This is a genomic window from Sphingomonas chungangi (genome assembly GCF_013778325.1).
GTDB lineage: Bacteria > Pseudomonadota > Alphaproteobacteria > Sphingomonadales > Sphingomonadaceae > Solisphingomonas > Solisphingomonas chungangi.
Window position 1 is genome coordinate 389,860 of sequence record NZ_JACEIB010000026.1, and the last position, 25,812, is coordinate 415,671.

Here is a 25,812-nt window from a genome sequence, read left to right on the forward strand (position 1 = left end):
CCAGGCAAATGCTCATGCCGAAAGCCGAGGCTTTCGTCGTTCAATCGGCAACATCCGCGCCGGTGAGAATGACGACCTAGGATCCGCCCGACACCTGTAGTTTTTCCATCGCGATCCCGATGAGGAAGCTCCGATAATGACGGATCAGGCGGACACCATCCTGAAGGGGTTGGCCATCGCGAAACACTTCCAGAGCCTCGCCGGTCACGATAACCTGGAATTCGCCCGAGGATGTCGGCAACGCAAGGTTCTGATATCTCATCAAGCCGAGGTGTCGCCCTTCCCTGGATTGGTCAAAATATCTTGCAAGAACAGGGGACACGATGATCAGGCTGCATGCGGTACAGACCGGTCGGATCGCCCCCCTCGGACCCGATCAGGTGCCGAGCGGATATGTGAAGTGGCCGACCGAAGGACGCGCGCGGGTCGGCGCTTTGGGACTCGCAGGCGACGAGATCGCTGACCTGTCGGTCCACGGTGGGCCGGAAAAGGCGGTCTACGGCTACTCGCTCAGCCATTATGCCAAATGGCAAGAGGAGTATCCGCAACATGCCGTTCGGCTGCAGCCTGGAGCGTTTGGCGAGAACCTTACGATCGATGGCCTGGCAGAAGAGGATATCTGCCTGGGAGACATCCACAGGGTCGGGACCTCCCTTCTCCAGGTCTGCCAGCCCCGTCAGCCTTGCTTCAAGTTCGCCTTGTTCTTCGAGGATAAGCGCATGCTCAAGGCCATGGTCCGTTCGGGCCGTGCAGGATGGTATTACCGCGTCCTGCAGGAGGGCGAGCTCGGGCCGGGCGACGAGGTTGTCGTTGTCGATCGCCCGCAGCCCGACTTCCCTTTTTCGCGACTGGTAGAGATCGTTTATGGCGGACGCGCTACGCGAGACGAGCTGCTTGAGCTGGCCGCCATGGATGAGATAGCTTCTTCACTGCGAGCGGCCGCCCGGGAAAGCCTGAGATAATGGCCAAAAACGCGTTTGAGAACGAACTGACCGTCAGCTTCGGGAAAATCGAGCGGGCCTCGAACGACGACGATCGGACGCTTTTCGGAAAGGCGTCCGATCAGTCGGTAGCCGACCACGGACGGTCACTCGTGCGCGACCCTTTGAACACAATTGCACCGATCCCGCTACATCGCACCAAATTGAGGCTCGCGAAGTTCGTTGCCGGTCCCGTAGTGCCGCTCCCCTCTCGGCTTGATCCTATACCAGAGAGCGTAGAGCGCCGGCAGAAAGACAAGCGTCAGCACAGTGCCGCCGACCGTGCCACCGATTAATGTGAACGCCAGCGATCCCCAGAACACCGATTGCGTGAGCGGGATGAAGGCGAGCACCGCGGCGAGCGCCGTCAGGATCACCGGCCGCGCCCGCTGGACCGTCGCCTCCACTACCGCGTGATACGGATCGAGTCCGTCCGCCTCGTTCTGGTGGATCTGCCCGATCAGGATCAGCGTGTTGCGCATGATGATCCCGGCGAGCGCGATCATCGCGAGGATGGCGTTGAACCCGAACGGCTGATTGAAGATCAGTAGCGTGGGCACCACGCCGACCAGCGCCAGCGGTGCGGTCAGCAGCACCATCGCCATCGCCGAGATCGATCGCACCTGGAAGATGATCACCACCATCATCAGGATGATCATCAGCGGGAAGACGGCGGCGAGCGCGACATTGGCCTTGCCCGCTTCCTCCAGTGCGGCGCCGGTCTCGATCTTGTAGCCGGGCGGCAGCGCGGCGACGATCGGCTGGATGCTCTTGATGACCTGGTTGGAAATGTCCGGCGGCTGGAACTGCTCGCCGATATCGCCACGCACCGTGATCGTCACGTAGCGATCGCGGCGGTGCATGATCGGGTCCTCCATGCGGACCACGGCGTTGCCGATCTGATCGAGCGGCACGCGCTGGCCGGCGCTTCCAGTCAGGGTGAAGGCGCCGAGCCTGGCCGGGTCGAGGCGATCGGGACCGGCGCTGCGCGCCACCACCTCGACCGATCGGATATCTTCGCGCACCTGCGTCACCGGCACGCCGGTCAGCAGGAACTGGAGCTGCTGCGCGGCGTCCTGGGACGACAGGCCGATCGCGCGCAACCGGTCCTGATCGAGCACGAAATGCACCGTCGGCACGCGCTCGCCCCAGTCCGTGTTCACCTGCCGCATCGACGTGTTCTTCAGCATCACCTGGCGGACCTGCCCGGCGATGGCGCGGACCTTGTCCTCGTTCGGCCCCATCACGCGGAAGGCGACGGGGAACGGCGAATAGGGACCGAAGACGAGCTGCGTCACGCGAATGCGGGCGGCGGGCACCAGCCCCTCGGCCACCGCCTCGCGGGCGCGATGCTTGAGCGCCTCGCGATCCTTCTCGCTGGGCGTCAGCACGACGATCTTGGCAAAGGACGGATCGGGCAGTTCGGGCGCGAAGGGCAAATAGAAGCGCGGCGGCCCCTGCCCGATGTAGCTGGTGACGATCTTCGATTCCGGCTGCTTGCGCAGCCACGCCTCGACCTTCTCCGTGGCGGCGCTGGTCGCCTCGATGCTGGTGCCCTCGGGCATTTGCACCTCGACCAGCACTTCGGGCCGATCCGAGATCGGGAAGAATTGCTGCTTCACGAAACCCATGAAGAACAGCGCGACGAAGAACAGCGAGAGGACGGCCAGCGCCACCTTCTTCTTGTTGTCGACGATCCAGGACAGGCCGGACCGGAGCCGCTCGTAGCGCGGCGTGCCGTAGATCGCCGCGTGCCCGCCCTCGATCGGCTTGAAATCGGGCAGCAGCTTGACGCCCAGATACGGCGTGAAGGCGACCGCCACGACCCACGAGGTCAACAGCGCGAAACCGACGACCCAGAAGATGTTGCCGGCATATTCGCCCGCGCTCGACTTGGCAAAACCTACCGGCATCAAGCCGATCGTCGTGACCAAAGTGCCCGCGAGCATCGGTGCCGCCGTGTGGCCCCACGCATAGGTGGCGGCGGAGACACGATCATACCCCTCCTCCATCTTCACCACGATCGTCTCGATGATGATGATCGCGTCGTCGACCAACAGGCCGAGCGAAAGGATCAGCGCGCCCAGCGTGATGCGATCGAAGTCGCGCCCCGTCGCCAACATGATGACGAACACGCCCGCCAGCGTCAGCGGCACGGCCATCGCCACCACGATGCCCGTGCGCCAGCCGAGACTGATGAGGCTCACCGCGATCACCACCGCCAAAGCCACGAAGAACTTCAGCATGAACTCGCCATAGGCTTCCTGGATGTTCACCGCCTGATCGGTGACCTTGGTGAAGCTCATGCCGAGCGGCATTTCCGAAGAGATCGCCTTCGCCTCCTTGTCCAGATCCTTGCCGAGCTGGAGGCCGTTGTAGCGCTCCTTCATGATGACGCCGAGCTCGAGCGCGGGCTGGCCCTGGTTGCGGATCAGGAAGGTGGCGGGATCCTCGTAGCCGCGCTTCACTTCGGCGATGTCCGACAGCTTCAGCGTGTGGCCCCCCGAAACGATGGGCGTGTCCTTGATCTTCTGGAGATCGTCAAACGCACCGTCGAGGCGGACCTGCACCTGCGGCCCGCGCGTGTCGATCGATCCGGCCGCCGTCAGCATGTTCTGGCTGGCGAGCGCCGCGAACACGCCGCGCGCCGACACGCCAAGTGTGGCGAGGCGTTCGTAGGAGAATTCGACGTAGATCTTCTCGGGCCGCTCGCCGATGACGTTGACCTTCTTGACGCCGGGAACGTGGAGCAGCCGCTGACGCAATTCCTCCGCCTGGCGGACCAGCAGGCGCTCCGGCTCGCCCTCACCCTTCAGCGCGTAGAGCGCGAAGGTGACGTCGCCATATTCGTCGTTGATGAAAGGCCCCTGCACGCCCTGCGGCAGCTTGAGCGCCTCGTCGCCGAGCTTCTTGCGCGCCTGATAGAATTCCTCGGGCACGGCGGCCGGCGGCGTCGGATCTTTCAGCGTGACGGTGGTGATCGCGACGCCAGGTCGCGTGTAGGTTTCCGTTCGGTCATACCAGGTGAGCTCCTGCATCCGCTTCTCGAGCGGCTCGGCGACCTGGTCCTGCATCTCCTGCGCGGTGGCACCCGGCCATGCGGTGACGAAGGTCATCTGCTTGATGGTGAAATTGGGATCCTCGGCCCGCCCCATGTGAAGGAAGGCGTACAGCCCGGCCAGCGAGATCGCGATGATGAGGAACAGGGTGACCGAGCGCTCGCGAACCGCCAGCGTGGAGAGGTTGAAGCCCCCATTCGAGCTCTTGGGGCTGTCGGGCCGGCTCATCTGCTCGCTCATTGGCCCGCGACCTGATCGGAGGCGATGCGCACAGCCTCGCCCTGGTGGAGATAGTGGGCGCCCAGCGCCACGAAGCGCTCGCCCGGACGCAGACCGTCGGTGATGATCGCGGTCTCGTCGCCAAGGCTCGCCACCCTCACCGCCCGCCAGACGACATTGAGCGGGCTTCCGCCGACCACCCAGACGCCCGGACCATGGCCGTTGTCGAAGATCGCCGCCATCGGCACGTCCATCGCGCCCGCCGACTTCGCGTCGGGCACCGAAATCGTCACCGTCGCGCCGAGCGGTGCCTGTGCCGCTGCGCCTTCGAGGACATAGCGCGCGTCATAGGTACGGGTCTGGAGATCCGCCGCGTCGGAGAGCTGGCGCAGGCGCGCCGTACCGCTCGCCGAGGAATTGAACACGGATGCCGACGCGGTGGATCCGATCGCGGGACGGATTGTCTCCGGCAGGCTGATCGTCGCCTCGCGCGGCCCGGCATGGGCGAGCCGCACGACCGTCTGCCCCGCCGCCACGACCTGCCCTGGCTCGGCCAGCGTCTCGACCACTACCCCGTCGGCATCGGCGAGGAGAACCGAATATCCCGCCTGGTTCCGTGCGACACCGGCCTGTGCCTCGGCCGCATCGAGCTCAGCCCTGGCCGAGTCCGCCGCCGCCTTCATCTGATCATAGGCCGAGGCGGACACCGCCCCCGCTGAGACGAGATCGCGATAACGCTTCTCGTCGGCCGCCGTCTGCAACGCCTTCGCGCGCGCCGCCGCGACATTGCCCGCCTGCGCCACCGTGGCGAGCGCGAGATCGGTTCGGTCGATCCGCATGAGCGGCTGGCCCCTGCGGACGGTCTGGCCTGTATCGACCAGTCGCGCGACGATCTTGCCCGGAACGCGGAAACCGAGATCGCTCTGCACGCGCGCCGAGACAATACCGGTGAACGCGCGATCGGCCCGACCGGCGCTTCCGACCGTGGCGACGCGCACGAGCTGCGCGCCAACACGGGGATCGGCAGGCGGCTTCGAACAGGCCGTCAATGCGAGGGACAAGATGCCGAAGTTGACGATCGGCGCGGCGTGACGAAGGCGTGGCATGAGTCGCTCCCGCATTGGGCTTCGCTCATCTGTCCACGAGTGACCGATATGTCAATACGTCACAGGTTACTTTGCTCCCGTCATCCCGTCAGGGTGCAAGGCTGCGGAGGACGAGGCTCGCCACCTCGTTCGCACCTTCAGGTACGGCATCCAGATTATACTGAAGCATCGCCGGATTCATAAACGGCTGAAAGACCAGCATTGTGGCTCGCACCGCTTCATCGATCGGAGTTTTCCGCTCAAACTCCCCGGAAGCACGACCCTCAAGCACGATGCTCGTGACGATCTCAGCCATCTCATCGACATAGTTTACCGAGGACGGCCAGTTTTCGGCGCAGGAATAAGCCGCGATCTCATAAATTTTCTGATCGTTAAAGGCGATTTCGGTCGTGGAAACAGCAATAGTGTTCAAAAGGCGGCGCAGCTTCTCCGTCGCCGACTTGCTTTCCGTCAAGGCGTTCCGGACATCGGTCGTCACCGACGCTAGGCACTTGGAGCAGATCGCCTCGCCGATAGCCTGCTTCGATTCGAAGAACTTGTAGATATAGGCCTTCGAAAAACCGATTGCCTTGGCCAGATCGGCCACCGTCGTCTTGCCGTAACCATACCGGCTGAAATGCTCGTCGGCGGCAGCGATGATCTGGTCGCGGATGCTATGATCGGCGGGGCCACGCTGTCCGGCCGCCGTACTGGCTGGGAGATCACTCATCCCCACCATCTAGCGCAGCGACTGTCGATTGACAACGAGTGACCCAATCATATAATAGTCACTTATCTTGGGCTTGAGATCGATATGCGCGCACCTGCTCTGGCGACGGCACTCCTGGCATTCGGTTTGATCGGGGGCTGCGCGGTCGGCCCCGATTACCATCGACCAGTCCTCGCTGCTCCCGCAGCGTTCATCGGCACCCCGGCCGTCACCGACCGGATCGCGACGACGACTGCCTCGGCAGCCGACAGCGCATGGTGGTCGGGCTTCGGCGATCCGGTTCTCACCGGCCTCGTCAACAAGGCGCTGGCACAAAATCTCGACATCGCGCAGGCCGTGGCGCGCGTGGCGCAGGCCCGGGCGGGTCTTCACGGAGCCGACGCGGCGCTCCTTCCCTCCGGCGAGGTCACGGCGTCGGCCGCAGCGCTCAGGTTATCCAAGGACACGCTCCAGGGCCAGCAGCTCAGCGCCTTAGGCGTCAGCCGCAACCAGGAGGCCTATGGGGGCGATCTCGGCGCTAGCTGGGAGATCGACCTGTTCGGCGGCCTGCGCCGCGACCGCGAGGCGGCGTTCGACGAATATCAAGGCTCGCGTGCCGGCGTCGCCGCCGCGCGCCTCTCGATCGCCGCCGAGGTTGCCGACACCTATATCGCGATCCGCGGACTGCAGGCGCGCATCGCGGTGGCGAACGAGCAGGTTGCCACTCAGCAGCAGCTCGTCGCTACGATCGGCCTGCAATACCGCAAGGGTGTCGCCGCCGAACTCCAGCTCCGCCAGGCGGAGGGGGCGCTCGCGCAGGTGAAGGGCACGGTACCCGAGCTACAGGTGGCGCTCGACGGCGCGCTCAATGCGCTCGATGTGCTGGCCGGCGAGCAACCCGGCACCGAACGCGCGCTACTCGCCGCCCCGGGCGCCATACCCGCCGCGCCGGCCATCACGGGCATCGGCAGCCCGGCCGATCTCCTGCAACGCCGGCCCGACCTGATCGTGGCAGAACGCAAGCTGGCCGCCTCGAACGCCCGGATCGGATCGGCCATCTCCGAATATTATCCGAAGATATCGCTGACCGGCCTGATCGGCTCCGCCGCAACCGGGCCGGCCAGTCTCTTCACCGGCGGCGCGTTCCAGGCGCAGGGCGCCGCGGGCCTGCGCTGGCGGCTGTTCGATTTCGGTCGCGTGGACGCCGAGATCAAGAACGCACGCGGTCGCAACGCCGAGGCGCTGGCCGCTTACCGGCTTTCGGTATTGCGCGCATCCGAGGATGTCGAGAACGCCTTCTCCGCGCTGGTGAACCGCGAGCAGCAGCAGCGCACGCTGGCCGATGGCGAAAACTCGCTCGCCCGTGCGCAGCAATCGTCCATGGCCGCCTACAAGGGCGGCGTCGTCAGCCTGATCGAGGTGCTGGATGCCGACACGCGGCTCCTCCAGACGCGCGATGCGCTTGCCCAGGCCCGCACGGAATCGGCCGAGGCAGCGGTTGCCTCCTTCCGGTCGCTTGGCGGTGGCTGGGGGAGCGTCCCAATCGATGATCACAAAAGCTAGCTGGCCGACGCGAGCGTTTGCAGACCAAAATTCGGGAACGGCTCAACGGCACGAGAATGACCGCCTTTGGGCGCGTAGTTGCCGGTTATCCTGCGGCCGCAGCATTCACGAATGCCGCTTTAAGCGAGCTGAGTTCCCGCTCTAGCTGATCGAAGCGAGCCGCAGTCTCGGCCTGGCGCGCTGTTCGATCCGCAGCAACGCGCAGCGCCTGCGCCAGCGAGGGAGCAAGGTCGGTAAGAAGCTCGCGTTCCTGACGGTCATAGAGGCTGGCGTCTGGGCGCGATCCGATCAGCAGCCAGCGTCCGTCGCTGCCAAGCGGAAGCCTTACAGGAAACAGCGCGTCGCTCCTGACCACTTCGAGGGTCCCTATCCGGTTCGGCCTCTCCGTCTGCGGCGGCATCACATCCGTCGTGGCGTCGACATTATGAACGGCTAGAATAGCCCCGTCCGCAATCACGGCGCCCCGCGCGGCGTGGAGACCGTGCGCCAGATGATCAAGGGCGGTACGCGCGACGGTCGCCGGATCCGCCGTCTCGCCAAGCTCGATCAGTAGCGGGGGCAGGTCATGACGAAGATGGATCAGGTTCTTGCGGAATCGATGCTCGACCCAGTGGCCGATGCGGTGGTGGAGCGGTGAGATCGCGACCGCCGCGAAGGCCGCGCCGAGCCCGCCGGCGAGCGCGCCCAAGCTCTCGCCGAAATAGGCCTCGCCGACGATCTCGATGATCTTCTCCGACCCTGCGAAGATCGCGAGCAGCGCCAGCGTGAGCGCGCCGTAGAGGATCGAGCGGCTGACCGCCGCCTGCGTGTCGTAGAGCCGGTAGCGCAACACCGAGAGCATGACGCCCATAGCGATGATCGTCAGCGACGCGGTGAGGCTGAGCGGCGTGAGGATCCAGCTCCGCAGCGTCACGCCAAAGCTCGCCTGGCCAGCGGGGCTGCCAAGGTATTTACTGTAAATCTGGCTCGGCCCGATCTGGATCGCGAATCCGATCACGAAACCGATCATCGCCCAGCGCCATTGCCGGCGACCGACAGGCGTCTCGCGACGGTAGCGGACGATCATAGCGATCAGGGCGAGGATGACGAAGCCGATGGTTCCATACGCGATAGCGGGCAACAGCTTGCCGGCCACGATGGTGCACGGGAAGGCAAGGATCGCCCACAACGTCCAGCGCGGCACGAAACGGCCGTTCGGGAACACGAACATCGTCGTCACCAGAGCGACGACGCCGATCGTGTTCATCACGCCGATCAGCCAGCCGGCATCGAAGCGGACCAGATAATAATAGCTGTAGGGGCTGACCGCAGCGAGGCCGAGCAACGCCATAGACAGCATCGCCGCCACCGCGTCGCGTCGCCGCGCGAACAGCAGGCAGGCGCCGACGATCAGGATGACGGGTTCGAGCAGGTTGGTCAGCGTTCCCAGCCAGGAAAGCGAGACGGGGGTCAGCCCGGTGCCGGCATGAGCGCATCGCCATGCTCGGTGCTGCGCGTCAGCGATACGATGCGCGGCTGATCTTTCCCGCGGCGAAGCAGGAGCCGGATCGGCCCGCGCGCGTCGAGCAGATGCGCCTTGATGCGCCAGTCCTGCACGTCACTGGTCGCACCTTGCGGCATGGGAATGCCATCGAAGGCGAGGATTCGGTCGCCGCGCCGCACGTCGGCGCGGCGCAGTTCATCGCCAGCAATCCTATCAATCAGCGCCCCGTCGCCAGGGTCGCGATTGATGCCGAGCGCATGCCACGAATAAGCATCACCGGCGCCATCCGCGACGCCGTACCAAGCGGCTCCCACTGCCAACCACAAGGCGATTGCCAACAGCGGCAGCCAGAGGATTGCATAGACTGTCGCCGCCGAGCCTCTGAGCGGCGGCAGCGCATCGGGTAAGCTGAACCGTCGCGCCACTGCCACCCTCTTCCTGTCCCCGCTACGCGTCCCTTCGCGCTTCGATCAGTGGCTACCGAAAGTGGGACAGGTTGAACAGCCGCGAGCGCAGGGACATGCAACACAGAGAGCGATAGACAGATCAATCACGCCGACCGGTCTGCGCACGGCGGCGACCGGCGAAAGAGCACGACTGAGAACATGAACGAACGGCGGCTTTCAGCGCTGCTCAACCCGGTTCGAAATGACCAGCATTGGGCGCCCCGCCGACTGGCTGTTTGTGAGCATACCGCTCAGCAGTGACACGGCTCTCCATCACCATCCGGCCGCGGAGTTTTGCTGTGCGCGAGGACATTTTCCGCCATCACAATCTAGCTGATTGCCTGCACGCCGACTTGGTCTAGATTTCGACGAGGCACGCGCGGGGGTGGCATGGAGTTACCGAAGGGACTGCCGCTGATCGGCGCGCGCCGGGCACGATGGATTCACGCCGCCTATTGGGTGTTGCTGGGCATCGTCCTGCTCTATGGAACACTGTGCGAGGCCGTCGAACTACTGAACAACTTCCGCGATCAGCCGGCCTCCGCTCATTACGCTTTTCTGATGAGCACGAACGAGGAAGCCCAACCTATTGTCGGCACCGCGTGGCCCGAAGCTGCCGCCGTCGGCGCGATCGAAGGCAGTCGGATCGAGGCCATCGACGGCGTGAGGATTTCTGGCGCGCTGCAGCTCGGCTCGCTTCTCGCTCGGCGATCCGGCCCGATCACTCTGCAGCTCGCCACCCCTGACGGGCATCAGACCAGCATCAGGCTCTCCCGGTTGGCCGATATCTCGGCACGGCCAATCCCCGGAATTGGCCTTACCACCTTTGGCCGGTCGCTATTTCAGCTTCGCCATCTGGTGATCGCGCTGTTCTTCCTGAGCACCTCAATTCTCCTCAAGCAGCGCCGGCCGCGCGACCCCGAGGCAATGCTGCTCGCCTTCGGCTTCCTCCTGCTGTGCTACAATCAGGTGTCCAACACGGATTTGTCGGTCGATGCCGGGATGTCATCCGGGCTTGCCATCTGGATCGACGAAAGCATCGACGTGATAGGGTTCTGGGCGATGCTGGTCGGCATCTGCGCGTTCCCCGATGGCCGCTTCGCGACGCGCTGGGCACGCCTCGCCTGGATGGTGCCGACTATCTATGTCCTCGCCAACATGGCGTCTCGATTTGCGCTTTGGCAGTCGGAGCTTTCGGCGGCCGCGCTGGATATTCCAATCTTTACGGTCATCTCGATTGCGTTGCTGTTTCGGTATCGCGCCACGCCGTCCGGTATGCAGCGCCAACAGATCAAGTGGGCGCTACTCGGCGGCGCGGTGATGGTGATGTCAGCCGCAGTGCACACAGTGGTGGCCGAACCTGCCATAGCATCCCGGCTCGCGCCCGACGCAGCCTATATGATCGGCCGTCTCGCAGAGAATGTCCTGACTGTTGCCTTCCCTGTCGGGCTGATCGTGTCGGTGCTGCGGTATCGACTGTACGACGCTGACACGGTGATCTCGCGATCGGCGGGCTATGCGGTGCTCACTGCTTCGCTGGTTGCGGTGTTCGCCTGCACGGAGCAATTGACATCCTCGCTAGGGCAGGATGTGCTTGGAAACCGGCTGGGCGATCTTGCCGGCGGGCTGGGTGCCGCAGTGGCAGCAGTGATGATCGCGCCGCTCCACAGCCGCATCGGCGCCTGGGCCGAGCGGCGCTTTCGTAAAGCCTTGCTCCATCTGCGCCATGATCTGCCGCTGCTAGTAGCAGATTTGCGCGAGACGGCGACCGTGGCCGAGCTTGGCGATGCGATTTTAAAGCGTTGCGAGCGCGCGCTGCATGCTCAAAGTGGCGCGTTATTGATCGGTGAGCATCTGATCGACCATTACGGTATCGAGGGAAACGCGGCACATGATTGGCTTAACGGTTGGGTTGCGCCGGTCGATCATCATCTTGCCATGCATCGAGACGATCCGCTTTTCCCCCTCCACCTGCCGCTCGCCGCAGACGGAGTGGGCCTGGTCGGTTGGCTTTTTCTTGGGCCACGTCCGGACGGTAGCCTTTATGGGCGCGACGAACGCACAGCGCTCGCGGAGATCGCCGACCCTATCGCCCGGGCGCTGGCCATTTCCGGGCGACGGATAGCCTATCAGGCGTCCGTAGCCGCACGGTTTGATCGGCTCGAAAAGTGGGCTGCGGCAGACCCTCGGTTCGGTAGAGAATTCGGTTCTGCGTAAAACCTCTGCGTCGGAGAGTCAGATCTGAACGGGCGCTACCGCACCGAACGCTGGCCATTCCCGGCTGGAACCTGTTCGCGCTGATCTGCGGTGAGATGAACATCGTGGAAAGTCGCAGTAAGCCAGGTTTCGTTTCAGCAAAGAGCGAGGCGAGCATCATGGCAGCCGATGTCGTGATCAATCCGACCCACGATCGGATGGGTAACGCTGGCAAGCTCGGCGCCAAGCGCCGTCTCCTCTCACGTGCCTTAGAATACCGAAATCGCGTCTATGTCAGCTGCTCGAACTGGGAGGTCTGCGGCGACAGCAAGCGTGGCGGCATCCAGAACGTCACCGACACTCTGCACACGATTTACACATCCGGCACGCCAGTTTCAGGCGCACAGATAGCCGATGGCAGCTTCGGCTTTGCCTACCGCAGTTGGAGCCTATCTCTCTAGCGATGCAGCCTGATTACTGGATCGAGAGCAGCCGCCCGTTGCAGACCACATTTTACTCTAAGCCATCGAAAACAATGGCGCGCCCGGAACGATTCGAACGTCCGACCCTCAGATTCGTAGTCTGATGCTCTATCCAGCTGAGCTACGGGCGCGTTGTGGAGGCGCTCTTAGAAGGCGATCCGGGGGAGTGCAACCCCATTGCTACGATAAAAGCACACTTCTAGACGGGGCGGCATGGATCGCACCGTTTACCCATCTTTCCGCGCGACGATCGCAGCCACCTTCGTCGCTGCGCTGGCGGGCTGTTCGGCCCCATCGGGCAGCTATCCCTCGCTGGCGCCCCGCCCGATCGAACAGGTATCGCTCGCCGAGCCCAGCCACCCCGCCCCACCGGCCACCGTCGCCGATCCCGCCGCCGTCCAGCATTATGCACCGCTGATCGAGCAGGCGCGCACGGCTGACGCGGATTTCCGGCGGGTGCTCGAAGAGGAGCGCGGGGCGCTTGGGCGCGGACGCGGTGCAGCCGAGGGCAGCGACGCGTGGGTCGCCGCGCAGGTGTCGCTTTCGCGCATCGAGACGGCGCGCGGTCCCGTCGCCAAGGCGCTCGCCGATCTGGACGTGGCGCGCAGCGGTCTCGATCCCCAGACGGACACCGGCGCGATGGTCGCGATCGGACAGGCCTTCGATCAGGTTCAGCGGATATCGGACGACGAGCAGGCCGCCGTGCGGCTGGCGACCGGCGGCTAGGCCGCAGCCTCCTCGTCATCGACGCTGGTCAGCCCCGCCAGCAGGCACAGTCGCATCAGCCCGGGCAGACTGTCCGTGTCGAGCTTGCGCATCACGTTGGCGCGATGCATCTCCACGGTACGGATCCCGATGCCGATGACGCCGCCAATCTCGCGGCTCGACAGGCCACCGAGCATGCCGTGCAGCACCTCGCGCTCGCGGGGCGTCAGCCGCCCGCTCCGGAGCACCGCCTCGCGGACGCGTAATTCGTGGCGGATCCGCGCGGGCAGTTCGGCAAAGGCCTGATCCAGCATTGCCAGCAGCACGGCATCATCGAACGGATGCTCGAGGACGTCGACGGCACCGGCCTGTATCGCGCGGACCGCAGAGCGGACGCTGGCCGCCTGGTCGATCACGATCACCGGCATTTCCGCGCGAAGCTCGCCCAACCGCCGGAGCAGAACCATTCCGTCTTCGTCAGGCAGGCGGGTATCGAGCAGCACGCAGCCCGGCTCGATATAGTCGGTCGCTTCCATGGTGTCGGCGGCGTTCGCGAATGCGTGGGTACGGTATCCCGCGGCACGCAGGGCGCGCGCCAGCGAGCGGCGATATTCCAGGTCTCCGCCGACAAGATAGACGGTCCGCGCGGTCTTCATGGCAAATGCTTCCGCTTGCGCCGGCGGACGATGCCTCCGGCATGGATCGAATCATGGCGCATCTTGGCGATCTTGTCCTCCCCTTTCAGATAACCGTACGTGACGCTTCGGTAACGATATCGCCGCCTAGGCAGGCAATGCTTCCGGAAGTTTGGCCGCTATTACCGCGGTACCACGGTAGCATGCACCGCACTGCGCCGGCATGTGGCCGGAGGGGGATAGGCGGACGCCTCTAAAGTCTTGATCTGGATAAAGGTTAATTTATCACGGAGACGTGCAGGGTTCCACCGTCGCTATCCACCGCTGGCTCTACGTGAGCCTCTGCCGCCTCCCGGCGCCCTGGCAGGAAAACGCGGTGACCGACATCGTGACCACTTCGCGCGCGCGTAACGCCGCTCTTGGCGTCACCGGGGCGCTGCTGTTCACCGGGCAGCGCTTCGCCCAATATCTCGAAGGGGCGGAGACGGAGCTTGCGAGGCTCCGGGCCAGCATCGAGCGGGACGCACGCCATGCCGAGATCCGAACGATCCTGGACGGTCACCGGCCGGAACGGCTGTTCGACGACTGGACGCTGGCTTATGCCGGCCCGTCGCGCTTCGTGTCCGGGCAGGTGGAGGCGGCGCTGGACGATGCTGGATCGGCCGACACCCTCATCCAGGTGCTGCGCGAGTTCGCGACGCCCTCCTGAGGCAAGGATTCCAGCCTGAGGCGATAGGCTTAGGCATCGCCCCGGAACATGCCCTCGACATATTCCACCATCATGCCGGCTCGCACGTGGCTGCGCCGCTTGATCAGCAGGCGGGACACCGGCGCATCGAACCCGAAGACCTCGCATTCGGACGGCGACGGCATCGTCGCCTCGATCGCTTGGTCGCAATAGGCAAGGCCCAGCCCGCCCTGCGCCAATTGGCCGTAGATCGATCCGAGCGGATCGTAGTCGGCGACCTTCGGCGCGGCATCGAGGCTGTACCAGGCCGATTCCAGCGCCAGCGGCACCCCATCCCCGGATCGCACGCGGACCGCAGGAAGCGAGCCAGTGACGGCAGGCCGAACAGCGTGGACAGCACCACCGCTGCGATCTTCGTGCAGAACCGGCAATATGGCGGGGATCTGACGATCAAGGCCGTCAACGTCACCGGCATCCAGACGCAGATGTATGGCAAGGGCGCGCTCTCGATCGAGGCCACGGGCAAGATCGCGGCCCATCGCAGCAGCGGCCAGACCAGCGTCGGCATCCGCGCCAATTCACAGGCGGCGAACGGCGGGATGAAGGTCACCGTCGACAAGGGCGCGAGCGTCGAGGGCGATACCGGCGGCATCATCGTCCAGTCGGCCGGCGGCGGCGGGATCACCATCAACAATGCAGGTTCCGTCTCGATCACCAACGCCTCGGCGGGTCGCTTCGCCGGCCGGCCGGGCGCAATCGATGCGAAACTGACCGGCGATGGGGACATCAACATCACGTCCAGCGGAACAGTGACAGACGCATCGCTCAACCATTGGGTATCTATGCCGTGCATACCGGCCCCAACAGCGGCTCGCAGGAAAACGGCGACGTCACCGTCGACGTGACGGGCACCGTGACGGGCGGCGGCGGAGTCTACGTCAACAACCGGGGCAACAGCCAGGCGACCATCACGATCGATGGCACGGCGTCCGGCAATGGCTCCCACAATTATTTCGACGGCGTCCGCGTGCTCGATGCCGGCACCAAGGGACCGACCAAGCTGACCATCACCAAGAACGGCACGGTCAACGGCGGCATCACCTACAACATGGCGCTCACCCCCGGTGAGACGGTGCGCGGCTGGTTCACCGTCGACGGCCAGCGGCTCGGCGCCAATGCACGCGGCGACACCCCGCATTTCCGCACGCGCGGCTATTCGCTGCAGGGCGGGATCGACGCGACCGTGGGCGAGACAGGCCGGATCGGCGCCGCCTTCGGCTATGGCCAGAACCATTATCGGGACAACGAGGGCGGCACCGGCCACGACACGTCTTTCCGGGCGAGCCTCGTCGCCTCGCAGCCGGTCGGCCCGATCGGCCTGTCCGCCATCGTCAGCTACGCGCATGACCGCGAGACGACCGAGCGCGAGACCGGCATCGGCCACGCCTACGCGAAGCACAACGTCAACCAGTTCCTCGCCGGCGCCCAAGCCGTCGCGCCCTTCACCTGGCACGGCGTGATCGCGACACCGGCGGTCGGCGTGCTCGTCTCGCGGATCAGCGGCGGCGACTTCGTCGAGCAGGGCAGCATCCCCGCCGCCTTCCGCGTCGCCGTCGATTACCGGACGCGGTCCTTCGTATCGCCCTACGGCACGTTCCAGCTTGCCTATCCGATGACCGATACGGGCGGGACGGTCTGGACCCCCGATGTCGAGATCGGATACCGCCGCAGCGACGTCGCGAAGGGCGGCGCGGTGGTGCTGACCGCCGCAGACGGCACCGTCTTCGACGACAACCGCGTCGATCTCGCCCGCAGCAACATCCTGCCGGCGCGAGCCTGACGGCGCACAAGGGCCAGTGGACCGGCTTCGTCAAATATCGCGGCCAGTTCGCGGACGGCTGGACAGACAACAGCGCGACGGTAGGATTCCGCCTGGCCTTCTAGGGTCGCCGGGCGGGACGCGCATGGAGATCGACTGTTTCATCTATGACGGATGGCGCCCGCGCATCCGCGCCGCCTCGCCCCGGCGCGACTGGATGGACGACACGCCCGAGAGCTTCGCCTATCGCTGCCTGCCGCTCGGCATCGCCAACGCGCATGGCTGGGAGATCGCCAACGCCGTCGGCTTCTCGGCGCGCTGGACGGGCGGGAGCGGCACCGATGCGGTGGAGATCCGGCTCGACGAGGGCGACGTGTCCTCGGTCGACGTGCCGGTCTCGCTGTTCGGCCAGGGGACGATCACCTTCCACATCGCCGGCCTGTTCCGCACCTCGCCCGGCTGGAACCTGTGGGTGGGCGGCGCGCCCAACGAGGCGAAGGACGGGATCGCCGCGCTCTCCGGCCTGATCGAGACGGACTGGTCGCCCTACAGCTTCACGATGAACTGGCGCTTCACACGGCCCGATCACTGGGTGCGGTTCGAGCCGGGCGAGACGATCTGCTTCTTCTTCCCCGTCCAGCGCGGCGTGGTGGAGGCCGTGCAGCCGCGTGTCCGCCCCATCGAGGAGGCACCCGAGCTCAAGCAGCAGTTCGAGGAATGGAGCCGCTCACGCGATGCCTTCCACGAACGGATGCGCGAGGCACCACCCAGCCAACCCTCCGAGAAATGGCAGAAGCTCTATTATCGAGGCGTCTGCCCGGCGGGAGAGACGGGTACGCCCGATCACCAGTCCAAGATCCGGGTACGCGATTTCGAGGGCCAGCCCGGCGGTCCGGCGCCCGCCGCGCCGAAGATCGCTCCAGCGGTGCCCCCGGCACCGCCCTTGGATCCACAGCTTGCCCGGCGCGACTGGATGCTGCGCGTGCAGGAAGGGCATCGCGCGCTCTCGCCGCGCACGGCGGGGCTGCGGCGCCTCCATCGGGTCGATCCCGACGACTTCCTCGATCATCATTATTCCGCGCACCGCCCCGCGTTGCTGACCGGAGAGATGGCGGACTGGCCGGCGCTCGATCGCTGGACGCCGGCCTATCTCGCCGCGCGCGTCGGCGGCGCGCCGATCGACTATCAGGGCGCGCGGCTGGGCGACGCTCGCTTCGAGCTGGACAAGGATGCGCATCGCCGATCGATGCCGTTCGATCGCTTCATCGCCGAGATTTCGCGGCCCGGTGCTGGAAACGACAGCTACCTCACCGCCTATAATTCAGCCGCCAACCGTACGGCGCTCGCCCCGCTCCATGCCGAGCTCGGCCGTATCGATACGTTGCTCGCCCACGGCCCTGCGGCGGACGAGGCGATGCTGTGGATCGGCCCCGCCGGCACCTTCACGCCGCTCCACCACGACCTCACCAACAACCTGCTGGCGCAGATCGTCGGCCGCAAACGCGTGCTGCTCGTGCCGCCGAGCGAGGCGGGCAAGCTCCGCAATCGCGAGCATGTGTTCAGCGCGATCGGCGATCTCACCGATCCGGCGACGCTGGCGCAGCATCCCGACCTGCGCGACATGCCGCTCTACGACGTGCTGCTCGAACCTGGGAGCATGCTTTTCATCCCCATTGGCTGGTGGCACCAGGTGACCGCGCTCGATTTCTCGGTGAGCGCCACCTACACGAACTTCCGCTGGCGCAACGACTGGCATGCCGGCTTCGTCTGAGCCGGATCACGCGCGCTAAATTCCGCGATTTCCACCCGCCGCCGGTTTGGCTAGCATCGCCCCGGTGAAGAGTGCCGATCTCGTCGCGGGGCTGTCGGTCGCCGGACTGATGCTGCCGGAGGCGGTGGCCTACGCCGACATCGCCGGACTGCCGCCGGGCCGCGCACTGTCGGCGGCGGTCGCGGGCTCGCTGGTCTATGCGCTGGCCGGGCGCTCGCGCTACGCCATCGTGTCGCCGACATCCTCTTCCGCCGCGATCCTCGCCGCCGCGCTCGCCGCGATGCCGGGGGATGCCGCCACGCGCGGCGCCATCGCGACCGTCGCGATCGCGATGGCAGGCGGGCTGTTCCTGATCGCGGGCGCGTTGCGGCTCGGCTCGCTGACCGGTTTCGTCGCCCGCCCCGTGCTGCGCGGCTTCGCCTTCGGGCTGGCGATCACGATCATCGCGAAGCAGTTGCCCTCGATCCTCGGCGTGGAGGTTTCGGGCCGCGACATCTTCCACCTGCTCTGGCGGCTGGTCCAGGCCGTCGCCCTTTGGAACCCGATCAGCGTCGCGACCGGAGCGATGGCCCTCACCGCCCTTCTCCTGCTTCGGCGGTTGCCCAAAGTGCCCGGCGCGATTTTGGTGCTCGCCGCCGGTATCGGCCTGTCCTGGCTGCTCGACCTGCAAGGCCACGGCGTCGCTACCGTCGGGATGATCCGGATCGACATGGGCTTGCCGACTCTCCCGGCGCTCTCCTTCGATCGGGTCGAGCGGCTCGCGCAGATGGTCGTGCCGCTCGCGCTGATCCTGTTCGCGGAGAGCTGGGGAACGATGCGCGCCCTCGCCCTGCGCCACGGCGATGCGATCGAGCCCGACCGGGAGCTTGCCGCGCTCGGCCTCGCCAACCTCGCATCGGCGCTCGTCCGGGGCATGCCGGTCGGCGCGGGCTTCTCGGCCGGGTCCGCCAGCGAGGCGGCGGGCGCGCAGAGCCGGGCGACCGCCGTGGTGGCGGCCCTCGCGCTCGCCTTGCTCGTCGCCGTCGCGACCCCGCTGATCGCCTATCTGCCGGAGCCGGTGCTGGCCGCCGTCGTGATCGCCGCTCTCACCCATGCGCTCGATCCCGCGCCGCTGATCCGGCTGTGGCGGATCGATCGGGATCAATATGTCGCGCTGGGCGCCGCGGCCGGCGTGATCCTGCTCGGCGTGCTGAACGGCATGCTCTTCGCGATCGGGCTTTCGCTGCTGGCGATGATCCGGCGGCTGGCCTCGCCGCAGCTGGTCGAGCTGGGTCGACTGGGCGACAGCCGCAACTATGTCGACGTAACGAGACATCCCGAGGCCGCGCGCATGCCGGGACTCGCCATCTGGCGCCCGGCCGAACCGCTCTTCTTCGCCAATGCCGAGCGCGTGCTGGGCAACGTCGAAGGGAATATCCGAGCCACCCCCGGCTCGAGCGGCGTCATCCTCAGCCTCGAGGAAAGCTTCGATATCGACAGCACCGCGCTCGACGCGCTGCTGGAATTCGATCAGCGCCTCGGCTTGCAACAGCGCCGCCTGTGGCTCGCCCGAGTCCACGATCGCGCCCGCGATCTGCTTCCCCCCAACCTCGCCGCGCGCTGCAGCTACAGCGTCGATGACGCCGTCCAGTCGATGAAGGAATCCTGAGGATGCTCGATCGCGAACCCCTTCTCCACCCCGTCGCGATCGACGATCTGCGCCCCACCCAGATGACGGTCGGCTATCGCGAGGTCGAGCGGAAGCGGCGCGAATGGCGGGCGCGGAAGGACAAGGACGGCGGCGACTATCTTGGCCGCCACATGATCCCGGTCGTCTCGGGGCCGAAGAAAAGGTACTGGATGATCGACAACCACCACCTCGCCCGCGCGCTCCACGAGGAGGGGGTCGGGAAGGTGCTGGTCCGCGTGATCGCCGATCTCGATCATCTCGATAAGAGCCTGTTCCTGACCTTCATGGACAATCGCAACTGGGTCCACCCGTTCGATGCCGAGGGGCGGCGGCACAAGCTCGGCAGGATTCCGCACCACGTTTCCGGCCTCGCCGACGATCCCTACCGCTCGCTGGCGGGGGAGCTGCGCCGGGCGGGCGGCTACGCCAAGGACGACACGCCCTTCTCCGAATTCCTGTGGGCGGACTTCCTGCGCCGCCATGTCTCGGTCGATACACTGGAGGAGGATTTCGCCAAGGCCGTCGAGCAGGCTCTCGCCATCGCGCGGACATCCCCGGCTGCCTATCTGCCCGGCTGGGCCGGACCGCACGACGACGGATAAGCGCTATCCGTCGGGATCAGATGGCGATGTGCCCGCCCGGATCAGCAGCGCGCAGGCCTTGATATGCGCGGCAAGCTCCAGCTCGAAACCAATCTTGACACCACCCGGGCCCATCGAACGCGACATGGACCTCGGGATGCAGCGTGATCGACAGATCGTGCTCGGCGAGCAACAGCGTGACCGGCCCGACCGAAGCGTCGCCGCGATGGCGCCGTGGCTCCAGCGCCCTGGGCCAGGCACCGGCGAGGCATTCGATCAGCGGGACGTCGAGCGAGTCGAGCACCGCCGCGATCCGGGCGAGGATTGCGAGCAGAACTGGGTTGCGCGCGATCCTCCGCAACACCGCTGGAGACGCGGATCGAGACCGTGCCAGCCATCATCCGGCTGACGACGAGCGATTACCTGTCCGCCATTGCCCGCGCTGATCTGTACAATGCCGTTTTCGACGGGCTGCTCGATTGGGCCCGTCCAGCTTGCCCTAGAAGTCAGGAACATACCCTGCTGCCGTTCGTCGGTCATCTGCGCACCCGCCTCTGCGGTCGCAAGGAGAACCCCCATGAAGATCATCACGCTTGCAGCCATCGGCGCACTGACGCTTGCCGCGCCGGTATTCGCGCAGATGCAGTCGCCCGATCCGTCCGACAGCGCGCATGGCGGCGCCCGAGGGCCGATGGGAGCGCAGCCGATCGACGAGCATCGGGGCGCCGACATGCGGGGCGGCCATGACGACAACGCCATGACCGGTCGCGAGGATATGATGGATCACGGCCGGATGGGCGACGATCATGACGGCGGGATGAAGCGTGCCGCCGACCGAGGATGGGGCGACGGCCGATCGGGATTCGATCACGACCGGGGCGATCACGGTCGGGGATACGGTGGTCATTGCAGGACGGTGTGGCATCACCACCATCGCGTCCGCCGCTGCTACTGATTCTGGAATTCAGGTGACCGGCCGCACCTTGTGCGGCCGGTCACCTCCGCCATGGCTTTGCATCAGGCAACGCGTAGTCGGCGATGGAGATAATTCTCGTCGAAACCGGCGATCCTGACGAGCTTCACCGCGGATGCGCATCCACTAGGGCCATCCGCTCCCTCTCGATGATCGCGACCTCGGATCTGTTGATGCACGGCCGGCGCCCGAGGGTTGACCTGCATCAGCAAATCGAGATTTTCCGGCACTTCCGCGCGTTCCGCGCGTCTTGCAGGCAAGCCCCAAGCCTTGGAGACGACAATGACCGACACGCGCTTCGACACCACACGCGGCCATGGCGGGGAAACACACCAGAAGATGCCGGAAGAGGGCTCTCACAACGAGGCGGACGCGCATCTGACGACCAATCAGGGCATCCGCGTCTCCAACAACCAGAATAGTCTCAAGTCCGGCGAGCGCGGCCCCGTGCTGCTCGAGGATTTCGTGCTGCGCGAGAAGATCTTCCACTTCGACCACGAGCGCATTCCCGAGCGAATCGTCCACGCCCGCGGTTCGGCCGCACACGGCACCTTCGAGGCGACCGACGACATCTCCGACATCTGCAAGGCGGCTTTGTTCACGAAGGGCACGAAAACGCCGGTATTCACGCGCTTCTCGACGGTGGCGGGCGGCGCCGGCTCGGTCGACACCCCGCGCGACGTGCGCGGCTTCGCGGTCAAGTTCTACACAACCGAGGGCAATTGGGATCTCGTCGGCAACAACATCCCGGTCTTCTTCATCCAGGATGCGATCAAGTTCCCCGATCTCGTCCATTCGGTGAAGATGGAGGCCGACCGCGCCTACCCGCAGGCGGGCTCCGCGCACGATACCTTCTGGGACTGGGCGAGCCTGATGCCCGAGACAACCCATATGCTGATGTGGGCGATGTCCGACCGCGCCATCCCGCGCTCGCTTCGCACCATCGAGGGTTTCGGCATCCATACCTTCCACATGGTCAATGCGGAGGGCAAGAGCACCTTCGTCAAATTCCACTGGAAGCCGAAGCTCGGCCTGCAATCGACCGTATGGGACGAGGCGTTGAAGCTGCAGGCCGCAGACAACGACTATCACCGCCGCGACCTTTATGAGGCGATCGACACTGGCGCCTATCCCGAATGGGAACTCGGCATCCAGGCGTTCGACCAGGCCTTTGCGGACAAGCTCGACTGGGACGTGCTCGACGCGACCAAGATCATCCCCGAGGAGATGATCCCTGTCCGCATCATCGGACGAATGACGCTCGACCGGAACCCGGACAACTTCTTCGCCGAGACCGAGCAGGTCGCTTACTGCCCCGCCAACGTCGTCCCCGGCATAGACTTCACCAACGACCCTCTGCTGCAGGGCCGCCTGTTCAGCTATCTCGACACGCAGAAGTCACGGCTCGGAACCGCCAACTTCCACCAGATCCCGATCAACGCGCCCAAATGCCCGGTGATGAATTTCCAGCGCGACGGGCAGATGCAGATGAACGTGCCCAAGGGCCGCGCCAATTACGAGCCCAACAGCCTTGCCGCGCACGGCGAGGAAGGCGGCCCTCGCGAATGCCCGATGACCGGCTTCACCACCGCCGCGGGGCGCGCCGGTCATGGCGAGGCCGGCGAAAAGCTGCGCATCCGCGCGGAGCTGTTCGCCGATCATTACAGCCATGCCCGCCTGTTCTGGATCTCGCAGACCGACAGCGAGCGGGCGCACATCGCTTCCTCCTTCGTGTTCGAGCTGTCGAAGGTCGGGCTGGAGCAGGTACAGCCGCGGCTGGTCGCGAACCTTCGCAATGTCGACGAGGCACTGGCCAAGCGGGTCGCGGACGGTCTCGGCATCGACCTGCCGGACAAGGCAGAGGCTGCGCGTGAGCCGATCGACATCGCCCCCTCCGACGCGCTGTCGATCCAGAAGAACATGAAAGGCACCCTGGAGGGCCGTCAGGTCGGCATCCTGATCGCCGACGGCTCCGACGCCAAGGAAATCGAGGCTGTGAAGGCGGCGGTCGAGAAGGCCGGCGGCAAGGCCGTGATCGTCGCCCCGAAGATCGGCGGGGCCAAGCTTGCAGGCGGCAAGACGCTCAAGGCGGACGGCCAGCTTGCCGGCTCGCCGTCACAGATCTTCGACGCCATCGCGATCATCCTGTCGGACGAAGGCGCGGCGGCCCTCTCGAAAGAAGGCGCCGCGATTCAGTTCATCATGGATGCCTTCGGCCACCTCAAGGCGATCGGCGCGACGGAGGCCGCCAAGCCGCTGCTCGACAAAGCGGGCGTGGAGCCCGACGACGGCGTCACCGGTCTGGACGGCGATTTCGTGAAAGCGGCGACCCGGCGCTTCTACGACCGCGAGCCTAAGATCAGAATGCTGGCCTGACGACCGGATTGTTCGGGAGGCCGGCCGGAATCGCTCGAATGCCAAATGAGCAGCCGGTCGGCCACCCATGAAGAAAGCCGGTTTCTACAGCTTGTCTCGACCTATACGCTCGTCTCCGCCTTCGCTTTTCCCTTCAGCGGTAGATATTCGCAGGTGAAGCGCAGCGGTCGGGCCTTGTCGCTGCGATTGAGATGGATGAACAGCCGCTGCTCGCTGGCCGCCTTGTCGAGTGCAAAGGCCTGCTCGGCTTCGTAGAGATCATCGCGATGCGCGGCATCCCAGTCCCTGACCGTTCGCAGAGCGCGGGACTTCGCCTGTGCGATGCTCTCGGCGACCACGAACATGTTGCGATGCTTTTCCGAAAAGTCGCTCGGGTCATACCCGCCGAGATTGACGTAGTAGAGCCGTTCGCTGGCCTCAAAGGGTTCTGCCCGTAGCGAGACGTCGTAGCCGTCGGCATGATCGATCTCGGCCCAGCAATCGATGTGGAGGCTGCCGGGCCTGCCCCACCATTGGCGCCGAAGCTCATCATGGGTCTCGCGGATCGAAGGGGCGACGACGAAGCGCATGTCGTGGACCTCGATGTTCGCACGTGCGACTTCGCCGCCGATATAGATTGCAAAGAGCTTCATACCGCCTCAGTTTCCGACTGGATCTCGTCCGGGGACGTTCCCAAGTCACGATCGAGCGCCTGAGCGAGTTGCTCGCCAACCACCTGCCCCATTTCGTGCGAGCTGGTGATGCCCTGGCTGAACGGGTGACGACCGAGGATGAAAGGCAAGCTCAGGCAGAATAGCCGATCGACCGGGATATCGTCGGCCACGGGGTGAAACTGATCGTCGATGGCGATGCCTCTCGGTGGCGTGTCATCCGCGATCGGCTCGTCGTGGACGATCCCCTGCTTTCGAAGCGAGGGAAAGGGAAAGTCTTTGGCCTCCAGCGGGCGCTGACCGGTCGCCTCGATGAAGGCTGGAAAATGTATGTGCCGATCGCCGAGATGAAGGGTCGCCCCGCCCTCGGCGCAATGACTGTCGATGCGATAATCGTCACCGAGCTCGAGGAGATCGAGCTTTCCTGCGCGATGCAGCGCCAGCATCCGCTCGATCGATTCATGCGGGACGGTCGCATAGTCGTCGATGAAGACCGGCTTCCAGAAACGCGAGAAGCGCGCGAATTCGCCATCGTCGAGGTGCGGTACGATGATTTCGATCACCTCGTGCATGCGCAGGATCGCATATCGCCAGGGGACCGTCGTCTCGGTTTCGAAGTTCCGCCTGGCTTCCTCCAGATTGCGCTGCGCCCAATCGAAGGGATCGGCGGCGATCCGCTCCGCGAAGAAGCGGTCGCAGAATTCCTCCATGTCGAGGTCCGCGAGGTCGATGCGCGCGGCATAGCCAGGGTCGGCTGCAGCCAGTTCCTGCTTGAAAAGTGCATAAGCCTCCCCGAGCAGATCACCGTCGTTCAACTCGATGAGGCTCTGCATCGCGTCTTTCGTGCAGATCGACAGTGGCTCGTAAGGGATCGGGTGGAAGAAGTCGGCCTCCGGCAGGAGCCCCTTGCGCGACATCATCGTCAGCCGGAAAGCTTTGCCATCAGGATTGGGCCGGTAGTGGAGATCGCCCTCGCCTGCCTCGAGAAAGGCGCCATGCTCGACGGCGACAGCGACAGCCGCATCGATGGCGGTGAGCGAGGTTCCGCGAATGCCGATGATGCAAGCCGGAATCCTGGCGAGCGCCGATGCGGGCCAGGGGCTCAGGAAATAGCCGGGTCGTACCTCGGGCTCGTCCGGCCATTGGTGTCCGGTCGCCATGACGACATGGTCGAAGCGCGCCTGGAATGCCTCGCCACGCTTCGGCTGTATCGACAGGTGGACGCCGTCGGTCCGGTTGACCGCATCGGCGACGCGGCAGCGAGTCCGGATGTCGACCGTCACGCCTTGCGCTCGCGCATGGTCGAGGATCGCCTCGAACTGATCCCGGAAATACTCGCCCAGCGCCAGCCGGGGGTAGAAGGCGCGATCGTCGATGTCGCGGTGATCGATTCCCGACGTCCGCAGGTGATCGGCTGGCTGCCGCCGCAGCCAGTCGACCAGGGTCTCCTCCAGGGGCGGCAGTTCGATGCTCGCGATGTTCGACAGCATCGCCGGATCGTTCCATCCGGGACGATAGGGCGTGCCCCGCCCGGCAACCGGCTGCTCCTCGAAGATCGTCAGCGTAAAGGGCCTGCGGGCGCGGTTCACCAGCGCATGCAGGGTGTAGATGGTCGTCGGGCCTGCGCCGACGAAGGCGACCGATGGATGCATATGCGCAGAATGCGCTGGTGGCCATTAGGTGCCGCGATCCTCCGGAGAGCGCCGCTTTGATGTTGGAATGC

General features: G+C 65.3%; 23 protein-coding genes and 1 tRNA gene. 13 read left to right on the forward strand and 11 right to left on the reverse strand.

Annotated features, from left to right (window positions below; translation table 11 throughout):
- Positions 1-323: 323 nt before the first annotated feature.
- The gene (locus tag HZF05_RS17640) at positions 324-962 is read left to right on the forward strand and encodes an MOSC domain-containing protein (RefSeq protein ID WP_160363094.1); all 639 of its coding nucleotides are present in this window, start codon (positions 324-326) and stop codon (positions 960-962) included.
- Positions 963-1,129: 167 nt separating this feature from the next.
- Here the strand turns inward: HZF05_RS17640 and HZF05_RS17645 are convergent, their stop codons facing one another.
- From HZF05_RS17645 to HZF05_RS17655, 3 genes are all read right to left on the reverse strand, one after another.
- Complete coding sequence (locus HZF05_RS17645) at positions 1,130-4,267, reverse strand: efflux RND transporter permease subunit (RefSeq protein ID WP_160363095.1); 3,138 nt, start codon at positions 4,265-4,267, stop codon at positions 1,130-1,132.
- Positions 4,268-4,275: 8 nt separating this feature from the next.
- Positions 4,276-5,364, reverse strand: a complete 1,089-nt coding sequence (locus HZF05_RS17650; protein WP_160363096.1) for an efflux RND transporter periplasmic adaptor subunit — start codon at positions 5,362-5,364, stop codon at positions 4,276-4,278.
- A gap of 88 nt (positions 5,365-5,452) precedes the next feature.
- The gene (locus tag HZF05_RS17655; protein ID WP_160363097.1) at positions 5,453-6,073 is read right to left on the reverse strand and encodes a TetR/AcrR family transcriptional regulator; all 621 of its coding nucleotides are present in this window, start codon (positions 6,071-6,073) and stop codon (positions 5,453-5,455) included.
- Positions 6,074-6,157: 84 nt separating this feature from the next.
- On the opposite strand from HZF05_RS17655, the gene HZF05_RS17660 reads away from it, so the two are divergent.
- The gene (locus HZF05_RS17660; protein WP_160363098.1) at positions 6,158-7,615 is read left to right on the forward strand and encodes an efflux transporter outer membrane subunit; all 1,458 of its coding nucleotides are present in this window, start codon (positions 6,158-6,160) and stop codon (positions 7,613-7,615) included.
- An 85-nt stretch (positions 7,616-7,700) separates the two neighbouring features.
- Here HZF05_RS17660 and HZF05_RS17665 read toward each other — a convergent pair whose 3' ends face one another.
- Together HZF05_RS17665 and HZF05_RS17670 are read right to left on the reverse strand one after the other, a co-directional pair.
- A complete protein-coding gene (locus HZF05_RS17665) occupies positions 7,701-8,954 on the reverse strand; it encodes a hypothetical protein (protein WP_181638906.1) in 1,254 nt (417 codons plus the stop codon).
- Between the two features lie 110 nt (positions 8,955-9,064).
- Positions 9,065-9,523, reverse strand: a complete 459-nt coding sequence (locus HZF05_RS17670; protein ID WP_160363100.1) for a S41 family peptidase — start codon at positions 9,521-9,523, stop codon at positions 9,065-9,067.
- A gap of 411 nt (positions 9,524-9,934) precedes the next feature.
- On the opposite strand from HZF05_RS17670, the gene HZF05_RS17675 reads away from it, so the two are divergent.
- Both HZF05_RS17675 and HZF05_RS17680 read left to right on the forward strand, forming a co-directional pair.
- On the forward strand, positions 9,935-11,761 hold the full coding sequence (locus HZF05_RS17675) for a hypothetical protein (protein ID WP_160363101.1): 1,827 nt from the start codon (positions 9,935-9,937) through the stop codon (positions 11,759-11,761).
- Positions 11,762-11,856: 95 nt separating this feature from the next.
- A complete protein-coding gene (locus tag HZF05_RS17680; protein ID WP_160363102.1) occupies positions 11,857-12,201 on the forward strand; it encodes a hypothetical protein in 345 nt (114 codons plus the stop codon).
- 75 nt (positions 12,202-12,276) lie between these two features.
- On the opposite strand, the gene HZF05_RS17685 is transcribed toward HZF05_RS17680, so the two are convergent.
- Positions 12,277-12,353: transfer RNA gene (locus tag HZF05_RS17685), tRNA-Arg, on the reverse strand.
- Between the two features lie 82 nt (positions 12,354-12,435).
- Here HZF05_RS17685 and HZF05_RS17690 point away from each other — a divergent pair.
- On the forward strand, positions 12,436-12,948 hold the full coding sequence (locus HZF05_RS17690; protein WP_160363103.1) for a hypothetical protein: 513 nt from the start codon (positions 12,436-12,438) through the stop codon (positions 12,946-12,948).
- On the opposite strand, the gene HZF05_RS17695 is transcribed toward HZF05_RS17690, so the two are convergent.
- Positions 12,945-13,583, reverse strand: coding sequence for a response regulator transcription factor (locus tag HZF05_RS17695; protein ID WP_160363104.1), 639 nt, complete (start codon positions 13,581-13,583; stop codon positions 12,945-12,947). The two genes, HZF05_RS17690 and HZF05_RS17695, sit on opposite strands and share 4 nt — an antisense overlap.
- A gap of 274 nt (positions 13,584-13,857) precedes the next feature.
- On the opposite strand from HZF05_RS17695, the gene HZF05_RS17700 reads away from it, so the two are divergent.
- The gene (locus HZF05_RS17700) at positions 13,858-14,271 is read left to right on the forward strand and encodes a BLUF domain-containing protein (RefSeq protein WP_343046915.1); all 414 of its coding nucleotides are present in this window, start codon (positions 13,858-13,860) and stop codon (positions 14,269-14,271) included.
- A 29-nt stretch (positions 14,272-14,300) separates the two neighbouring features.
- Here HZF05_RS17700 and HZF05_RS22340 read toward each other — a convergent pair whose 3' ends face one another.
- On the reverse strand, positions 14,301-14,597 hold the full coding sequence (locus tag HZF05_RS22340; protein WP_220129887.1) for a UTRA domain-containing protein: 297 nt from the start codon (positions 14,595-14,597) through the stop codon (positions 14,301-14,303).
- A 42-nt stretch (positions 14,598-14,639) separates the two neighbouring features.
- Between HZF05_RS22340 and HZF05_RS17710 the strand changes: the two genes are divergently transcribed.
- The 5 genes from HZF05_RS17710 to HZF05_RS17730 all read left to right on the forward strand — a co-directional run bounded on the left by HZF05_RS17710 (position 14,640) and on the right by HZF05_RS17730 (position 20,111).
- A complete protein-coding gene (locus HZF05_RS17710; RefSeq protein WP_220129888.1) occupies positions 14,640-15,155 on the forward strand; it encodes a hypothetical protein in 516 nt (171 codons plus the stop codon).
- Positions 15,098-16,090 carry an autotransporter domain-containing protein gene (locus tag HZF05_RS17715; RefSeq protein ID WP_160363107.1) on the forward strand — a complete coding sequence of 331 codons (993 nt, stop codon included), beginning with the start codon at positions 15,098-15,100 and terminating at the stop codon, positions 16,088-16,090. Before HZF05_RS17710 ends, HZF05_RS17715 begins: the two co-directional genes overlap by 58 nt.
- Positions 16,091-16,214: 124 nt before the next feature.
- The gene (locus tag HZF05_RS17720; protein ID WP_160363108.1) at positions 16,215-17,840 is read left to right on the forward strand and encodes a DUF6065 family protein; all 1,626 of its coding nucleotides are present in this window, start codon (positions 16,215-16,217) and stop codon (positions 17,838-17,840) included.
- A gap of 64 nt (positions 17,841-17,904) precedes the next feature.
- Positions 17,905-19,488, forward strand: a complete 1,584-nt coding sequence (locus HZF05_RS17725; protein WP_160363109.1) for a SulP family inorganic anion transporter — start codon at positions 17,905-17,907, stop codon at positions 19,486-19,488.
- A 2-nt stretch (positions 19,489-19,490) separates the two neighbouring features.
- Positions 19,491-20,111, forward strand: coding sequence for a ParB-like protein (locus HZF05_RS17730; protein ID WP_160363110.1), 621 nt, complete (start codon positions 19,491-19,493; stop codon positions 20,109-20,111).
- 16 nt (positions 20,112-20,127) lie between these two features.
- Here HZF05_RS17730 and HZF05_RS17735 read toward each other — a convergent pair whose 3' ends face one another.
- Positions 20,128-20,394, reverse strand: a complete 267-nt coding sequence (locus HZF05_RS17735) for a hypothetical protein (RefSeq protein WP_160363111.1) — start codon at positions 20,392-20,394, stop codon at positions 20,128-20,130.
- 273 nt (positions 20,395-20,667) lie between these two features.
- Between HZF05_RS17735 and HZF05_RS17740 the strand changes: the two genes are divergently transcribed.
- Positions 20,668-21,045, forward strand: a complete 378-nt coding sequence (locus tag HZF05_RS17740; protein WP_160363112.1) for a hypothetical protein — start codon at positions 20,668-20,670, stop codon at positions 21,043-21,045.
- Positions 21,046-21,345: 300 nt separating this feature from the next.
- Positions 21,346-23,439 (forward strand): catalase, encoded by a 2,094-nt coding sequence (locus HZF05_RS17745; RefSeq protein ID WP_160363113.1) that lies wholly within the window; start codon positions 21,346-21,348, stop codon positions 23,437-23,439.
- A gap of 101 nt (positions 23,440-23,540) precedes the next feature.
- On the opposite strand, the gene HZF05_RS17750 is transcribed toward HZF05_RS17745, so the two are convergent.
- Both HZF05_RS17750 and HZF05_RS17755 read right to left on the reverse strand, forming a co-directional pair.
- Positions 23,541-24,071, reverse strand: coding sequence for a DUF1543 domain-containing protein (locus tag HZF05_RS17750; protein ID WP_160363114.1), 531 nt, complete (start codon positions 24,069-24,071; stop codon positions 23,541-23,543).
- A complete protein-coding gene (locus tag HZF05_RS17755; protein WP_160363115.1) occupies positions 24,068-25,741 on the reverse strand; it encodes an FAD/NAD(P)-binding protein in 1,674 nt (557 codons plus the stop codon). The genes HZF05_RS17750 and HZF05_RS17755 overlap by 4 nt, the downstream gene beginning before the upstream one ends.
- Positions 25,742-25,812 lie beyond the last annotated feature (71 nt).

What these genes read in the sequence shown, in the direction of transcription:
- HZF05_RS17640 (WP_160363094.1), top strand. Translation starts at nt 324, where the DNA reads ATGATCAGGCTGCATGCGGTACAGACCGGTCGGATCGCCCCCCTCGGA.
- HZF05_RS17745 (WP_160363113.1), top strand. Translation starts at nt 21,346, where the DNA reads ATGACCGACACGCGCTTCGACACCACACGCGGCCATGGCGGGGAAACA.
- HZF05_RS17695 (WP_160363104.1), bottom strand. Translation starts at nt 13,583, where the DNA reads ATGAAGACCGCGCGGACCGTCTATCTTGTCGGCGGAGACCTGGAATAT.
- HZF05_RS17660 (WP_160363098.1), top strand. Translation starts at nt 6,158, where the DNA reads ATGCGCGCACCTGCTCTGGCGACGGCACTCCTGGCATTCGGTTTGATC.
- HZF05_RS17720 (WP_160363108.1), top strand. Translation starts at nt 16,215, where the DNA reads ATGGAGATCGACTGTTTCATCTATGACGGATGGCGCCCGCGCATCCGC.
- HZF05_RS17655 (WP_160363097.1), bottom strand. Translation starts at nt 6,073, where the DNA reads ATGAGTGATCTCCCAGCCAGTACGGCGGCCGGACAGCGTGGCCCCGCC.
- HZF05_RS17675 (WP_160363101.1), top strand. Translation starts at nt 9,935, where the DNA reads ATGGAGTTACCGAAGGGACTGCCGCTGATCGGCGCGCGCCGGGCACGA.
- HZF05_RS17755 (WP_160363115.1), bottom strand. Translation starts at nt 25,741, where the DNA reads ATGCATCCATCGGTCGCCTTCGTCGGCGCAGGCCCGACGACCATCTAC.
- HZF05_RS17680 (WP_160363102.1), top strand. Translation starts at nt 11,857, where the DNA reads ATGAACATCGTGGAAAGTCGCAGTAAGCCAGGTTTCGTTTCAGCAAAG.
- HZF05_RS17750 (WP_160363114.1), bottom strand. Translation starts at nt 24,071, where the DNA reads ATGAAGCTCTTTGCAATCTATATCGGCGGCGAAGTCGCACGTGCGAAC.
- HZF05_RS17665 (WP_181638906.1), bottom strand. Translation starts at nt 8,954, where the DNA reads ATGCTGTCTATGGCGTTGCTCGGCCTCGCTGCGGTCAGCCCCTACAGC.
- HZF05_RS17690 (WP_160363103.1), top strand. Translation starts at nt 12,436, where the DNA reads ATGGATCGCACCGTTTACCCATCTTTCCGCGCGACGATCGCAGCCACC.
- HZF05_RS17650 (WP_160363096.1), bottom strand. Translation starts at nt 5,364, where the DNA reads ATGCCACGCCTTCGTCACGCCGCGCCGATCGTCAACTTCGGCATCTTG.
- HZF05_RS17730 (WP_160363110.1), top strand. Translation starts at nt 19,491, where the DNA reads ATGCTCGATCGCGAACCCCTTCTCCACCCCGTCGCGATCGACGATCTG.
- HZF05_RS17645 (WP_160363095.1), bottom strand. Translation starts at nt 4,267, where the DNA reads ATGAGCCGGCCCGACAGCCCCAAGAGCTCGAATGGGGGCTTCAACCTC.
- HZF05_RS17740 (WP_160363112.1), top strand. Translation starts at nt 20,668, where the DNA reads ATGAAGATCATCACGCTTGCAGCCATCGGCGCACTGACGCTTGCCGCG.